Raw genomic sequence first — 13,605 nt, 5'->3', positions numbered from 1 at the left:
TCCCCCGTCAGCCGAGGGCCGCGACCTTGTCGCGGTAGGTCCGGACCGGCGGCGCGTCCTTGTACGGTTCCAGACGGCGTTCGAAGTCGCGGACGTACTCGTCGGCCCGTACCGAACGCATGTCCGCGGCCTGGGCGGCCGCCTCCGCGCCCAGGCGGCAGGCCTGCTCCAGATCGCCGAGGGCGAGGCGGGCCGTGGCGAGGACGACCCGGCAGAACAGGCGGCTGCGGGCGTACGCCGGTGGGCGCAGTTGCAGTGCGCGCTCGGCGTGCTGCGCGGCGGCGCGGTGCTGCTGCAGGTCCCGGTGGCAGTGGGCGAGTTCGCCGGCGAGCTGGGCCTCGTCGAAGGAGCGCGCCCACGCGGGCACCTCGTCGCCGGGCCTGGCCGCCTCCAGGGCGCGCTCGGCACGTGCCAGCGAGGCGGTGCAGGCCCGCACCTCGCCGAGCACCCCGTGCCCGCGCGCCTCCGCGGCGTGCAGCAGCGCCTGCACGGCGGGCGGCGCCGAGCTGCCGAGGCCCTGCTGGGCCACCCGCGCCAGCTGGACGGCCTCCCGCCCGTGCGCGAGGTAGACGGCCTGGCGGCTCATGGTGACCAGGACGTAGGCGCCGTAGGGCCGGTCCCCGGCGGCCTGGGCGAGCCGCAGGGCCTGGACGAAGTAGCGCTGGGCGAGCCCGTGCGCGGCGATGTCGTACGACGTCCAGCCGACGAGCCGGGTGAGGTCGGCCGCCGCCGCGAACAGGCGGCGGCCGGTCTGCTCGCCGTAGCTGCCGCGCAGCATCGGCTCGCACTCGTGTTCCAGGTAGCGCACGAGGGCCTGGCGGGCGTGGCCGCCGCCGTACATGTCGTCGATGCCGCGGAACAGCTCGCCGACCGAGCGCAGCGCGGCGATGTCCCCCGCGGTGACCCGCTGCACCGTCTCGCGCTCGGTCTGCGGGCGCTCGGCCCGGCCGCGCTGGCGGGGCACGCCGGAGACGGGCCGGCCGGATCCGGGATCACCGGGGGCGGGCCGGCCGGTGGCGGCGAGCGCGGGCGCGGGCGCGGCGGCGGTCCGGCCCTGGGCGGGGACCCGGGCGGCGGCGGGCGGCACGGCCCGGGCGACCCGGTCGTCGGCCCGCCCGATCAGCCAGTCACGGCTGGGCACCACCAGACCGGCCGGGGTGAAGGCGATCTTGCGCAGTTCGGCGTGGCTCCCGGAGTCCTTGCGCCACAGTCCGCTGACGATGTCGACGGCCTCCTCGGGGGCGGCGGCGAACTCCAGCCCGGCGTAGACCGGGGCACAGGCGTCGAGGCCGAGGTCCTGCGCGGTCAGGCGGCGGCCCAGGCGCCGGGTGAAGACCTCCGCGATGAGGGCCGGCGTGGTGCCCCTCGGCTGCTGGCCGCGCAGCCAGCGGGTGACCGACGTCTTGTCGTATCTCAGGTCCAGGCCGTGTTCGAGGCCGAGCTGGTCCACACGACGGGCCAGACCTGCGTTGGAGAACCCCGCTTCTGCGATGAGCGCGGCGAGCTGGCGGTTGGGAGTGCGCTGCGCGGGTCGTTCCGTCATCTGCGGTGCGGTCTCCTGCCTTTCGGGCCTGCACGCGGCCGCGTGGTGCCCGGATTGCCTGTGAGCAGCCCTTATGGCCTCATGAACGGCGTGAATGTAGCGGAGAGTGAGCGGCCGACCGCAGAGTTCGGCACGCATTCATCCGATCGTGTGAGGATTGCCCGCGCGGCTGACGCGTGACGGCCGGACGTACAGTGGCGTGGGCACGTTACGTGCCTGACGACCTTCCAGGGAGGCGCTTGCCGTGAGTGAGTTGCGGTTCGTCCGCAGGGGATTCGGTGCCGAGGCCGTGGACTACCAGGAGGCCTGGGACGAGCAGCGCCGGGTGCACGCCGCCCGGTTCGCGGACGAGGTGCCCGACACCGTGCTGCTGCTCGAGCACCCTCCGGTCTACACGGCCGGCCGGCGCACTGAGGACAGCGAGCGCCCGCTCGACGGCACGCCCGTCATCGACGTGGACCGCGGCGGCAAGATCACCTGGCACGGCCCCGGCCAGCTGGTCGGCTACCCGATCCAGAAGCTGCCCCGGCCGGTGGACGTGGTCGCGCACGTACGCCGCCTCGAGGAGGCGCTGATCCGCACCTGTGCCGACTTCGGGCTGGAGACCACCCGGGTCGAGGGCCGCAGCGGCGTGTGGGTGCTCGGCGACCCCGTCGAGCAGCGGCCCGCGCTCGGCGGGCTGTCCCTGGACTTCGACCCGCGCCTGACCGACGACGAGTTCGACCCGCGTCTGAACGGTCCGGAGTACGCCCCCTCCAACGCGGGCCAGCGCCGCGAGGACCGCAAGATCGCCCAGATCGGCATCCGCGTGGCCAAGGGCGTCACCATGCACGGCTTCTCGTTCAACGTGAACCCCGACATGAAGTGGTTCGACCGCATCATCCCGTGCGGGATCCGCGACGCCGGTGTCGCCTCGCTCGCGGGCGAGCTGGGCCGTGACGTCACCCTCGACGAGGTGCTGCCGGTGGTCGAGCGCCACCTGCGGGACGTGCTGGAGAACGCCGACCTCAAGCCGCGCGTGATCGAGAAGGCGACCGCCTGACGGGAGCCCGCCGGACGGCGTGGGCCGCCAAGGCCGGCACGGGCCGGCGGCGGGAATGATCTCCCGGGTCCCGGGGTTGCCCTCACCGACCGGGCGCAACAATCACGGGCGTACCCTGGTGTACGCCGAAGAATCGAAGCTACAGGGAGCCGACGTGTCCGCAGTCGCACCCGACGGACGCAAGATGCTGCGCCTGGAGGTCCGCAACAGCCAGACCCCCATCGAGCGCAAGCCCGAGTGGATCAAGACCCGGGCGAAAATGGGTCCCGAGTACACGAAGATGCAGAACCTCGTGAAGAGCGAGGGCCTGCACACGGTCTGCCAGGAAGCCGGCTGCCCGAACATCTACGAGTGCTGGGAGGACCGCGAGGCGACCTTCCTCATCGGCGGCGACCAGTGCACCCGGCGCTGCGACTTCTGCCAGATCGACACCGGCAAGCCCGAGGCGCTGGACCGCGACGAGCCGCGCCGGGTGGGCGAGTCCGTGGTCACCATGGACCTGAACTACGCCACCATCACCGGCGTCGCCCGCGACGACCTGGAGGACGGCGGCGCCTGGCTGTACGCCGAGACCGTGCGCCAGATCCACGCGCAGACGGCGGGGCGCGAGGGCGGCCGTACGAAGGTCGAGCTGCTGGCCCCCGACTTCAACGCGGTCCCCGAGCAGCTGGCCGAGGTCTTCTCCTCCCGTCCGGAGGTCTTCGCGCACAACGTCGAGACGGTCCCGCGGATCTTCAAGCGGATCCGCCCCGGCTTCCGCTACGAGCGCTCCCTGAAGGTGATCACCGAGGCCCGCGACGTCGGGCTGGTCACCAAGTCGAACCTCATCCTCGGCATGGGCGAGACCCGCGAGGAGGTCAGCGAGGCGCTGAAGCAGCTGCACGAGGCGGGCTGCGAGCTGATCACCATCACGCAGTACCTGCGCCCGAGCGTGCGCCACCACCCGGTGGAGCGCTGGGTGAAGCCGCAGGAGTTCGTCGAGCTGAAGGAGGAGGCCGAGCAGATCGGCTTCTCGGGCGTGATGTCCGGACCGCTGGTACGGTCCTCCTACCGTGCCGGGCGGCTGTACGGGATGGCGATCGAACAGCGTGCGGCCGCTCCGCAGCCGGCCGACTCCGTCGTCGCCGCGCAGGCCGTCTGACCGCCTGACCTCCCGTCACAGGCCGTGCCCCGCCCGGCCGCAGAGACTGTGTGAATTCGCGCACAAGAACCTACTACCCAGTAGTGGCCGGTACGACGCGGTTCCGGCCGTCGCCGCAGATGAGGGCGCCGGCGGGGGCCGCGTCGCCCGTTCGGCCCCCGGTGCCAGGGCTTCATCCCTGTTTGACCGGTCGGTCACGCCCTGGTAACACCAGTCAGTGACCCTGGACTCACGCCACGCGCACCCGGAGCCGTTACGAGGGGGGACCTCCACCATGCAGGCCGCGCCCGTTCGCGCCACAGCCATCCCGTCCTTCACGGACGCACTACGTGCGGTCGAGTCGCTGCTCATGAGCGGCGGCCAGCGCACCGCCCGGCGCAACGCCTGGACCTCCGTCCTGGAGGACCGCCGCCGCGCCAAGGACCGCGTCGAGGCCGAACGCGCCCTCGACCGGTTCACCGCCGTGGGTCCCTAGCCTGCCGCAGGCCGCACGCTCCCCCGCGGAGACTGCGTCGTCGGTCACTCCCGGGGCCACGTAGACTTCGTGGCATGGCGAGGAAGGAACCCGCAGCCGAGGCTGCCAACCCGGGGCGACTGAAGCAGATCGCTCTGACGTACAAGATGACCCGCAAGGCCGACCCGAAGATCGGTCTTGTACTCGCGGCCGTCGGCATCGTCGTCTTCGGTGTCCTTCTCGGGATCGGCTTCTTGATCGGCCACCCCGTCTACCTGGGCATCCTGGGCCTGCTGCTCGCGTTCCTCGCGATGGCGATCGTCTTCGGACGGCGGGCCGAGCGCGCCGCCTTCGGACAGATGGAGGGCCAGCCCGGCGCCGCGGCCGCGGTACTGGACAACGTCGGCCGCGGCTGGACCACCACCCCGGCCGTCGCCATGAACCGCAGCCAGGACGTGGTGCACCGCGCGGTCGGCAAGGCCGGCATCGTCCTGGTCGCCGAGGGCAACCCCAACCGGGTGAAGTCCCTGCTCGCCGCCGAGAAGAAGAAGATGAACCGCATCGTCGCGGACGTGCCCGTGCACGACGTGATCGTCGGCACCGGCGAGGGCCAGGTCGAGCTGAAGAAGCTGCGCACGACCATGCTGAAGTTCCCCCGCGTGCTGACCGGCCCGCAGGTCACCGCCACCAACGACCGGCTGCGCGCCCTGGGCGACCTGATGAGCAACATGCCCGTGCCGAAGGGCCCGATGCCCAAGGGCATGCGGATGCCGCGGGGCGGCCCGAAGGCCCGCTGACCTTCCGCCAGCCGGCCCGAGACGTCGTACGACGAGGGGGCGCCCGGATCACTCCGGGCGCCCCCTCGTCGTACGTACGGCGTCTTCGCGTGGACGCTACATCCGCACCTCGACCGTCCCCGCCAGCCGGTCGTGCAGGCCGCGGCCGTCACGGTCCCAGATGAGGGCGGGGATCGCCACGCACAGCAGGACGGTGCGCAGCAGGGCGCGCAGCGGCTGTACGCCGCCGGTGCGCAGGGCGACCACGCGCAGGCCGAGCAGGCGCTTGCCGGGGGTGCAGCCGACGGTGCCGACGGTGAGGACGCCGAGCACGAAGAAGATGAGCAGCGCCCAGTTGCCGGTGGCCTGCCGGTAGCCGTGGGTGATCAGGCCGTATGCGATCAGCATGCACAGGGCCCAGTCGACGGCGATGGCCCCGAGCCGCCTGCCCGGGCGGGCGATCGAGCCGGGTCCTTCCTCGGGCAGTCCCAGCCGTTCGCCCCGGTAACCGAGGTCGGCACCCGCGTCTTCCATGGCGGCGCGCGGCCCCGAGAGCCACGATCCCACTGCTTGCCTGTTGTCCACCCGTCCACGGTACTGCGAGGCTGGAGGGAGGAAGGCGGCCGGGGTGTCCGCGCCGTGACCCCGCCCGGGCCGGTTAACTTCTGCGAAACAAATGGGTCACGCCCGGGAAATCACCCGTCCCTAGGGTCGAGGCACCGTGTGCCACCGCACTGGCCGCACGAACGATCTACCACCCCGGCGGGACGGTCGGGAGTAGGAGGAGCTGGATGTTCCAGAACGCCGACGAGGCCAAGAAGTTCATCGCGGACGAGGACGTCAAGTTCGTCGACGTCCGCTTCTGCGACCTGCCGGGCGTCATGCAGCACTTCACGTTGCCCGCCGAGGCGTTCGACCCCGACGACGAGCAGGCCTTCGACGGATCCTCGATCCGTGGTTTCCAGGCCATTCACGAGTCGGACATGGCCCTGCGCCCCGACCTGTCCACCGCGCGCGTGGACCCGTTCCGCCGGGACAAGACGCTCAACATCAACTTCTTCATCCACGACCCGATCACGGGCGAGCAGTACTCCCGTGACCCGCGCAACGTGGCGAAGAAGGCCGAGGCGTACCTGGCCTCCACCGGGATCGCCGACACCGCGTTCTTCGGCCCCGAGGCCGAGTTCTACGTCTTCGACTCCGTCCGCTTCCGGACCGCGGAGAACGAGTCCTTCTACCACATCGACTCCGAGGCCGGCGCCTGGAACACCGGTGCGCTGGAGGACAACCGCGGCTACAAGGTCCGCTACAAGGGCGGATACTTCCCGGTCCCGCCGGTCGACCACTTCGCCGACCTGCGTGCCGAGATCTCCCTGGAGCTGGAGCGGTCCGGTCTGAAGGTCGAGCGCCAGCACCACGAGGTGGGCACCGCCGGCCAGGCCGAGATCAACTACAAGTTCAACACGCTGCTGGCCGCCGCGGACGACCTCCAGCTCTTCAAGTACATCGTGAAGAACGTGGCGTGGAAGAACGGCAAGACGGCGACCTTCATGCCGAAGCCGATCTTCGGTGACAACGGCTCGGGCATGCACGTGCACCAGTCGCTGTGGAGCAACGGCGACCCGCTGTTCTACGACGAGGCCGGCTACGCGGGCCTGTCGGACACCGCCCGCTACTACATCGGCGGCATCCTCAAGCACGCCCCGTCGCTGCTGGCCTTCACCAACCCGACGGTGAACTCGTACCACCGTCTGGTGCCGGGCTTCGAGGCCCCGGTGAACCTGGTGTACTCGCAGCGCAACCGCTCCGCCGCGATGCGTATCCCGATCACGGGTTCGAACCCGAAGGCCAAGCGCGTGGAGTTCCGCGCCCCGGACGCCTCCGGCAACCCGTACCTGGCCTTCTCGGCCCTGCTGATGGCGGGCCTGGACGGCATCAAGAACAAGATCGAGCCGGCCGAGCCGATCGACAAGGACCTCTACGAGCTCGCTCCCGAGGAGCACGCGAACGTCGCGCAGGTCCCGACCTCCCTCGGCGCCGTCCTGGACCGCCTGGAGCGCGACCACGAGTTCCTCCTCCAGGGCGACGTGTTCACGCCCGACCTGATCGAGACGTGGATCGACTACAAGCGCGCCAACGAGATCGCCCCGCTCCAGCTGCGCCCGCACCCGCACGAGTTCGAGCTGTACTTCGACGTGTGACGGACCCCGCCCGGCGCCCCGTGCCGGTGCCACCGTGGAACCGCCCCCCGTGCGTCTGTCGCACGGGGGGCGGTTCTCGCTGGTGGTGCCGGCCCGGGGCCGCCGGCGTCACAGCACGATCACGACGACGGAACTCTGGTTGTAGCCGAAGCCGTAGCCGTAGCCGTACCCGGGGCCGTAGAGGGCGCCGCGGCCGTCGCGGTGGCCGTAGCAGTTGCTGCTCCACCAGCCGCAGCCGTGGTTGGTCGTGACGGAGGTGGTCTGGGGCGTGGCCGCCGAGGCGGTGCCCGCCGCGCCGATCGCCGCGCCGCCCGCCAGCAGGACGCCGGCGGTGGAGAGTGCGAACAGACGCCTCGCGCGTGGTGCTTTCATGGAATACCTTCCTTCCACCCACTCGTACAGCTTCTCGGGGAACGTGACGGAAGGCCGCGGCCGCAGCGCGATCACACTCAACGAGGCTAGCTTCCCCCCGACGACTCAGCATCTTGAGCCGAACGAGGGACGGCGGGCCCGCCCCGGTCCGCGTCGCGGCACGTCACGGGCTTCTCCGGCCGCCGTGCAACCTTCCGGCGCCCCGCGTGTCTCCTACTGACGGAAGCCGTCGCCCGGCCGGCGGCCGGGGAGCACCGAGAGGCAGGAACAGTGACGGGGATGTCCGGACGCGACGAATTCGAGCGTGTGTTCGACCACCGGTGGGTGAGCGCCGCCGAGCACAAGGAGCCCTCCGCGCGGGCCCGGATGCTCGCCGCGCGCTGGAAGGACAATCCGCCCCGGCCGGTCCCCTTCCGCGGCGACCCCGGCCCCGCCGCCCCCCGCCGCTCCTCGTGGGCGTCCACGGCCGTGGTCCTCGGCTGCGTCGCCACCCTGATCGTCCTCATCGGTTACGCCCGGATCCGCGCGCTGCACTGAGCCGCGAGCAACCGGTCCCGCGCGCTCTCCCAGGTGCACACTGGATGTCGGGACGAGTGCCTGACTGCGGGGTGATGCAAGATGCAGAGCCGCTTCGGGAGCGACCGGCGGCTGACCGTGCGCATGGGTCTCACGCTGTTCCTGCTCGGGTTGCTGTACGTGGCGTTCGTCGCCGCGTTGATCGTGCTGCTGAAGTCGTGGGTGCTGGTCGTGGTGATCGCGGCCGGTGTGCTCATCGCCCAGTACTGGTTCTCCGACCGGATCGCGCTGTTCGCGATGCACGGCCGGGTGGTGGAACGCGAGGAGTTCCCCGAGCTGCACGCCGTGGTCGACCGGCTGTGCGCCATCGCGGACATGCCCAAGCCGGTGGTCGCCGTGTCCAACATGGACATGCCCAACGCGTTCGCGACCGGCCGCAACCCGGACAACGCGGTGGTGTGCGTGACCACGGGCCTGCTGCGGCGCCTGGAGCCCGCCGAGCTGGAGGGCGTCCTCGCCCACGAGCTGTCGCACGTGGCCCACAAGGACGTCGCCGTGATCACGGTCGCGTCCTTCCTCGGCGTGCTCGCGGGGCTGGTGGTCCGGTTCGCCTTCTACTCGGAGGTCTTCGGCGGGCGGGGCCGCAAGGACCAGAACACCCTGGCCCTGTTCGCCATGGTGATGGGCGTGTCGGCGGCCGTGTACGCGATCAGTTTCCTGCTGATCCGGGCGCTGTCGCGCTACCGCGAGCTGGCCGCGGACCGGGCCGCGGCGCTGCTGACCGGGCGGCCCTCCGCGCTGGCCTCGGCGCTCACCAAGGTCACGGGCACCATCGCCCGGATCCCCTCGGAGGACCTGCGCACCGCCCAGGCCTTCAACGCGTTCTACTTCACGCCCGCGCTGGGCTCCGACCCCGGCATCGCCCGGCTCTTCTCCACCCACCCGAGCCTGGAGCAGCGCCTCGAACAGCTGGGGCGGATCTCCGCCGAGCTGGGTGAGGCCGCCACGCCGGGGAAGGCGGGCTGAGGATGGGCTTCTGGGACACCCTGTTCGGCCGCACCAAGCCCGCCCTGCCCGACCTCGATCAGCTCTTCGCGCTGCCGTCCGCGGCGGTGACGCTGCAGGCGGCGGCCGGGTTCACCCCGACCGGGCGGGGCGCGGTGTGTTTCGCCACCGTGGAGGGCGCGGCCTTCGAACAGACGCACCGCGAGGTCCGGGACCTCCTGGACGCGGACACCGACCGCTCCGGCCCGCCGGTGGAGCTGACCCGGGACTCCTACGGCTACTCCTGGCTGGTCTCCCGCCGCACCCCGGACCAGTTGCCCGACCTCGTCAACGACCTGCACGCGGTGAACAGCGCCATGGAGGCCAACGGCTTCGGCCCCCAGCTTCTGTGCTCCCTGGCGGGCTTCGACGACGGCGCCGGCCGCCGGCTGGCCCTGGTGTACCTGTACAAGCGGGGCACCTACTATCCGTTCGCCCCGCTGCCCGGCCAGGACCGCCGCCGCGACAACGCCCTGGAGATCCGGGTCGAGGCGGCACTCGCCGGTGACCTGCGCGTCGAGCAGGACCTGAGCCGCTGGTTCCCCGTGTGGGGGGCGCCGGGACTGTGACCGCGGGGCCGGTCAGCGGAGTCGGTCAGTGGGGCCGGTTGTCAGGGGGGCCGGTTGTCAGTGGGGTCGGCGAAGATGACCGTGGAGGACGAGCGCGGTGGAGGGGCGATGGGGAACCGGCACATCGATGTGACCGAGCGGCGGGCCCGGCTGGGGCTGCGGCACCGGCTGGCGACCGGGGCGCGGGCGGCACGGGCGGAGGAGGTGGCGGACTCCCTGGTGGCGCTGCACGGCTCGGACCCGGCGACGGTGCACCTGGGGGTGGCCGCGCGGCTGGCGGACCCGGCGGAGGCGGTCGCGGTGACCGAACGCGCGCTCTACGAGGACCGCACCCTGGTGCGCATGCACGGCATGCGGCACACGGTGTTCGTCTTCCCCGCGGAGCTGACCGCCGTGGTGCACGCCTCCACCGGCATCGCGGTCGCCGCCCGGGCCCGGGCCGCGCTGCTCAAGGACATGGCGAAGGCGGGGGCGCCGGACGCGGCCTGGCTGGAGGACGTGGAGAAGTCCCTGCTGGCGGCGCTGGCCCGGCGCGGCCAGGCCACGGCGGCCGAACTGACCCGGGACGAGCCGCGCCTGCGCGAACAGTTCGCCCACTCCGCCGGGAAGAGCTACGAGGGCGTGCACACGGTCTCCTCCCGGCTGCTGCGGCTGCTGGGCGTGGAGGGGAAGGTGGTGCGGGGCCGGCCGGTCGGTTCCTGGATCTCCTCGCAGTTCCGGTGGGCCGTCGCGCCGCCGCACCCCGAACTGGACGTCGCGGACGCCCAGCGGGAGCTGCTGCGCCGCTGGCTCGCCGCGTGCGGCCCGGCGACGGAGGCCGACCTGAAGTGGTGGACCGGGTGGCGGGTGACCGAGGTGCGCCGGGCGCTGACCGCGATGGGCGCCCAGGAGGTCTCCCTGGACGAGGGCACGGGGTACGTGGTCGACGGTGACACGGACCCGGTGGCCGTACCGCCGGAGCCCTGGGCGGCGCTGCTGCCCGGCCTGGATCCGACGGCGATGGGCTGGCAGGGACGCGACTGGTATCTCGCGCCCGAGCTGCGGCCCGCCCTGTTCGACAGGAGCGGCAACATCGGTCCGACGGTGTGGTGGAACGGCCGGGTGATCGGCGCCTGGGCGCAGCGCCCGGACGGGGAGATCGTCTGGCGGATCCTGGACCGGGACGGTGTGGGCCGGGAGGCGGAGACGGCCGTCGCCGAGCGGGCGGAGGCCCTGAGCGCCCTGCTGGGCCCGACGCGGGTGACACCGCGCTTCCGCACGCCCCTGGAGAAGGAGCTGGCGGGGGCGGTCTGAGGAGGCGGGCCGGGCGCGTGGGCCCGGCTCCCGGCTCACGCGCGGAGGCGGACCTGCGCGGAGGCGGGCCGTGGCGGGCACGGACACCGGCGCGCGGGCGCGCTGAGCCGACGGGCGGCTTCGGGCGGGCGAGCGGCTTCGGGCGGGTGCCGACCGGGGCGGGGTCGGATCGGGCGTTCAGGCACCTGCGGACGGGTTCGGGCGGGCGCCGGTGCCGGGTGGGGGCGTGCGGGCACCGACGCGCGGAGGCAGACGGTGCAGGCGCCGACGGGCGGCTTCGGGCGGGCGCCGACGGGGCAGGGTCGGGCGTACGGGCGCCGGTGGGCATACGGGAGCCTGTGGTGCGGGCGCCCGTACCGCCGTGCGCGCGGACACCGGCCCGGTCATCGCGCGGGTGCCGGGCCGTGGGCGGGTGCCCCGTTCGCGCGGGGCACCCGGTGGCGGGTCAGCGGGCGTAGCGCATCAGGGCGCGGACCATGTGGCAGGTGGTGTCCGACGGCGGGTGCACGCCGATGAGTTCGGCGGTGCTCCGTATCGTCTCGTCGCGGGCCTGGCCCGGCTGGTGGACACCGGAGTCGAGCAGGGCGATGGCGAGCCGCATCGCCTTCAGGCGCCGGTTGTGCGTGATGTACCACTCACGCGGGCGCCCGGGCGGCAACGGGCGCTTGTGCACGGGTGCGTAGGGCTGGTCGAGCAGGACGGGACGCTTCGCGGTGGACTGGGTCGGCAACGACTTCGGCTTCGGCTTCAGTGCGGCAGCGGGCACAGGCATCCTCCTGTCGCGAGCGGGTGCCGACCGGGGTCCGAACCCCCGGCGACTCCCTCGAACACTGCCTCCATTCTACTGCCGGGCACTGACAACGGGAGGGCGGAAGCGATGCCGAAATCCCCTGGTGAGGAAGGCAATTGGCGGCCCGTCAGCACTGGTTCCCACGGGTCGCACGAGGCGGGAGAAAAATCGAACAGAACGTCACCGGGCGGGCGGCTGGATGTAGTCCTCCAGCCGGGCCACGGCGAACCCCTGCTCCTGGATGCGCCTGAGCAGGTTGGCGAACATCTTCGTCATGCTGGTGCCCTTGAGTTCGCTCGGCCCGCGGAAGTGGGCCAGGATGATGTCGCCGGGGCGCAGCTTCTTGTCCGCGGTCTGGTACTGCATGTTGCGGATCTGCATGGACTCCCGCCACCACACGATCGCCCGGGGCCCGCAGGCGTTCACCGCGGCCCTGGTGTCGGTGTTGTACGCGCCGTAGGGCGGCCGGAACAGCAGCGGCGCGGTGCCGTACTTCCGGGTGAGGATCTCCTGGTCGCCGCAGATCTCCTGCTTCTGGCGGGAGAGCGGGAGGGTGTTCATGACGGGGTGGTGCAGGGTGTGGTTCTGGATGTGGTTGCCCATCTCCTGCAGCGGCTTGAAGTACGCGTAGTCGGACTTCACCGCGTCGTTCATCAGGAACATCGTGACCGGTATCTTCAGGTCCCGCATCATCCGGATGAACGCGGGGTCCTTCTCCTGCCCGTCGTCGAGTGTGACGAAGACGATCTTCTGCTCGGTCGGTATGTGGGTGAGGACCGGGACGGTTCCGTGTGCGGAGAGTTTGACGGGCTTGTCGGCCGGCGGCCGCGGGGCGGCGGGCAGGGGCTTGAGCCCCCACTTGTGCCAGGCGGCGGCGGAGACGCCGGCCGCGTCACGGTCGGAACCCGTCGGGGGTGCGGGGCGCCGCGCCGAGGTGGTGGACCCGGCGCCGTCGCCCGGCCGTGCGCCCGTGTCCCCGCCGCCGCCCGTGCCGCAGCCGCCGGCCGCCAGCGCCAGGGCGGCCGTGCCCGCCAGCGCTCCGTAGAACCTGCTCCTCCTGGTGTGCCGCTTCACCGCGCCGTTCTCCCTCTGAAGTGCGTAAGGATGTGCCGTACTGGCACCCCTGAAGACGTGTCGCACGCGCGTTCGGTGCCGTCCCGGCGGGTGCGACCGGTGCGCGTCGCGGCCGGTGTGCTCGGTGCGCGTCGCGGCCGGTGTGTCCGGTGCGCGTCCGCAGGGCGCTCCCGCGGGCGCGCACCGCAGGCCGCGCGTGCGAGCGCGTCCCGCGGGGCGGGGTGCGGCGGCTACCGTGGCCGTATGGAGATCTGGATCAACCCGGCCTGCTCGAAGTGCCGCAGCGCGATCGGCCTGCTCGACGCCGAGGGCGCCGAGTACACCGTGCGCCGCTACCTGGAGGACGTACCGACCGAGGACGAGATCCGGGCGGTGCTCGACCGGCTCGGTCTCGAACCGTGGGACATCACCCGCACCCAGGAGGCAGACGCGAAGGAGCTGGGGCTGCGGGAGTGGCCGCGGGACGCCGCGGCGCGCGACCGCTGGATCGGCGCGCTGGCGGCGCACCCGAAGCTGATCCAGCGCCCGATCATCACGGCCGACGACGGCACGGCGCTGGTGGCCCGGACGGAGGAGGCCGTCCGGGACGCGCTCGGCCGCGGCTGAGCCGCCCCTCTCCCGCCACGGGGAGCGGGAAGCGGGAAGCGTGCGGCGGGCACGGTCAGCGGTCAGCGGTCAGCGGGGCACGGTGGCCGGGCGCGGTGGCCGGGCGCGGCGGCGGCCGGGCGCCCGCCGGTCACACCGGTAACACGGGGTTCACAGTCGGGCAACGGCCGGGAAACCGGCCGTT

Annotated in this window: 15 protein-coding genes; 10 read left to right on the top strand and 5 right to left on the bottom strand. The window is 72.4% G+C overall.

Going from position 1 to position 13,605, the window contains the following annotated elements; genetic code table 11:
- Window positions 1-7: 7 nt before the first annotated feature.
- Window positions 8-1,543, bottom strand: a complete 1,536-nt coding sequence (locus IG64_RS14595; protein ID WP_037855822.1) for a hypothetical protein — start codon at window positions 1,541-1,543, stop codon at window positions 8-10.
- A gap of 244 nt (window positions 1,544-1,787) precedes the next feature.
- On the opposite strand from IG64_RS14595, the gene lipB reads away from it, so the two are divergent.
- The 4 genes from lipB to IG64_RS14575 all read left to right on the top strand — a co-directional run bounded on the left by lipB (window position 1,788) and on the right by IG64_RS14575 (window position 4,977).
- A complete protein-coding gene (gene lipB / locus IG64_RS14590; protein WP_037855820.1) occupies window positions 1,788-2,585 on the top strand; it encodes a lipoyl(octanoyl) transferase LipB in 798 nt (265 codons plus the stop codon).
- A 154-nt stretch (window positions 2,586-2,739) separates the two neighbouring features.
- Window positions 2,740-3,726, top strand: a complete 987-nt coding sequence (gene lipA, locus IG64_RS14585) for a lipoyl synthase (RefSeq protein WP_037855819.1) — start codon at window positions 2,740-2,742, stop codon at window positions 3,724-3,726.
- 274 nt (window positions 3,727-4,000) lie between these two features.
- Window positions 4,001-4,201, top strand: coding sequence for a hypothetical protein (locus IG64_RS14580; protein ID WP_037855817.1), 201 nt, complete (start codon window positions 4,001-4,003; stop codon window positions 4,199-4,201).
- Between the two features lie 74 nt (window positions 4,202-4,275).
- Complete coding sequence (locus tag IG64_RS14575) at window positions 4,276-4,977, top strand: DUF4191 domain-containing protein (RefSeq protein WP_037855816.1); 702 nt, start codon at window positions 4,276-4,278, stop codon at window positions 4,975-4,977.
- A 96-nt stretch (window positions 4,978-5,073) separates the two neighbouring features.
- Here the strand turns inward: IG64_RS14575 and IG64_RS14570 are convergent, their stop codons facing one another.
- Entirely contained in the window at window positions 5,074-5,541 is a 468-nt protein-coding gene (locus tag IG64_RS14570) for an RDD family protein (protein WP_037855815.1), read from the bottom strand.
- Window positions 5,542-5,747: 206 nt separating this feature from the next.
- Between IG64_RS14570 and glnA the strand changes: the two genes are divergently transcribed.
- A complete protein-coding gene (glnA, locus tag IG64_RS14565) occupies window positions 5,748-7,157 on the top strand; it encodes a type I glutamate--ammonia ligase (RefSeq protein WP_037855814.1) in 1,410 nt (469 codons plus the stop codon).
- Window positions 7,158-7,265: 108 nt separating this feature from the next.
- On the opposite strand, the gene IG64_RS14560 is transcribed toward glnA, so the two are convergent.
- Window positions 7,266-7,529 (bottom strand): hypothetical protein, encoded by a 264-nt coding sequence (locus IG64_RS14560; protein ID WP_037855813.1) that lies wholly within the window; start codon window positions 7,527-7,529, stop codon window positions 7,266-7,268.
- A 279-nt stretch (window positions 7,530-7,808) separates the two neighbouring features.
- Here IG64_RS14560 and IG64_RS14555 point away from each other — a divergent pair, with 279 nt between their 5' ends.
- The 4 genes from IG64_RS14555 (at window position 7,809) to IG64_RS14540 (ending at window position 10,951) form a co-directional block, all read left to right on the top strand.
- On the top strand, window positions 7,809-8,066 hold the full coding sequence (locus IG64_RS14555; RefSeq protein WP_037855812.1) for a hypothetical protein: 258 nt from the start codon (window positions 7,809-7,811) through the stop codon (window positions 8,064-8,066).
- 81 nt (window positions 8,067-8,147) lie between these two features.
- Window positions 8,148-9,071 carry a zinc metalloprotease HtpX gene (htpX, locus tag IG64_RS14550; protein WP_037855811.1) on the top strand — a complete coding sequence of 308 codons (924 nt, stop codon included), beginning with the start codon at window positions 8,148-8,150 and terminating at the stop codon, window positions 9,069-9,071.
- A gap of 2 nt (window positions 9,072-9,073) precedes the next feature.
- Window positions 9,074-9,658, top strand: coding sequence for a PspA-associated protein PspAB (gene pspAB, locus IG64_RS14545; RefSeq protein WP_037855810.1), 585 nt, complete (start codon window positions 9,074-9,076; stop codon window positions 9,656-9,658).
- A gap of 108 nt (window positions 9,659-9,766) precedes the next feature.
- Window positions 9,767-10,951, top strand: a complete 1,185-nt coding sequence (locus IG64_RS14540) for a winged helix DNA-binding domain-containing protein (protein ID WP_037855809.1) — start codon at window positions 9,767-9,769, stop codon at window positions 10,949-10,951.
- Between the two features lie 445 nt (window positions 10,952-11,396).
- Here IG64_RS14540 and IG64_RS14535 read toward each other — a convergent pair whose 3' ends face one another.
- Together IG64_RS14535 and IG64_RS14530 are read right to left on the bottom strand one after the other, a co-directional pair.
- On the bottom strand, window positions 11,397-11,717 hold the full coding sequence (locus IG64_RS14535; RefSeq protein WP_037855806.1) for a hypothetical protein: 321 nt from the start codon (window positions 11,715-11,717) through the stop codon (window positions 11,397-11,399).
- A gap of 204 nt (window positions 11,718-11,921) precedes the next feature.
- Window positions 11,922-12,815: a polysaccharide deacetylase family protein gene (locus IG64_RS14530; protein ID WP_037855804.1), complete on the bottom strand. Its 894-nt coding sequence runs from the start codon at window positions 12,813-12,815 to the stop codon at window positions 11,922-11,924.
- A gap of 243 nt (window positions 12,816-13,058) precedes the next feature.
- On the opposite strand from IG64_RS14530, the gene IG64_RS14525 reads away from it, so the two are divergent.
- Window positions 13,059-13,421, top strand: a complete 363-nt coding sequence (locus tag IG64_RS14525) for an arsenate reductase family protein (protein WP_037855801.1) — start codon at window positions 13,059-13,061, stop codon at window positions 13,419-13,421.
- Window positions 13,422-13,605 lie beyond the last annotated feature (184 nt).

Source organism: Streptomyces sp. NRRL S-340 (genome assembly GCF_000720185.1).
Lineage (GTDB): Bacteria > Actinomycetota > Actinomycetes > Streptomycetales > Streptomycetaceae > Streptomyces.
The sequence above is the reverse complement of the archived record's forward strand: the minus strand, read 5'-3'. Positions and strand labels throughout refer to the sequence as shown.

Coding starts and splice junctions, on each gene's coding strand:
- htpX (WP_037855811.1), top strand. CDS start 8,148: ATGCAGAGCCGCTTCGGGAGCGACCGGCGGCTGACCGTGCGCATGGGT.
- IG64_RS14540 (WP_037855809.1), top strand. CDS start 9,767: ATGGGGAACCGGCACATCGATGTGACCGAGCGGCGGGCCCGGCTGGGG.
- IG64_RS14555 (WP_037855812.1), top strand. CDS start 7,809: ATGTCCGGACGCGACGAATTCGAGCGTGTGTTCGACCACCGGTGGGTG.
- IG64_RS14595 (WP_037855822.1), bottom strand. CDS start 1,543: ATGACGGAACGACCCGCGCAGCGCACTCCCAACCGCCAGCTCGCCGCG.
- pspAB (WP_037855810.1), top strand. CDS start 9,074: ATGGGCTTCTGGGACACCCTGTTCGGCCGCACCAAGCCCGCCCTGCCC.
- IG64_RS14560 (WP_037855813.1), bottom strand. CDS start 7,529: ATGAAAGCACCACGCGCGAGGCGTCTGTTCGCACTCTCCACCGCCGGC.
- glnA (WP_037855814.1), top strand. CDS start 5,748: ATGTTCCAGAACGCCGACGAGGCCAAGAAGTTCATCGCGGACGAGGAC.
- IG64_RS14575 (WP_037855816.1), top strand. CDS start 4,276: ATGGCGAGGAAGGAACCCGCAGCCGAGGCTGCCAACCCGGGGCGACTG.
- IG64_RS14525 (WP_037855801.1), top strand. CDS start 13,059: ATGGAGATCTGGATCAACCCGGCCTGCTCGAAGTGCCGCAGCGCGATC.
- IG64_RS14580 (WP_037855817.1), top strand. CDS start 4,001: ATGCAGGCCGCGCCCGTTCGCGCCACAGCCATCCCGTCCTTCACGGAC.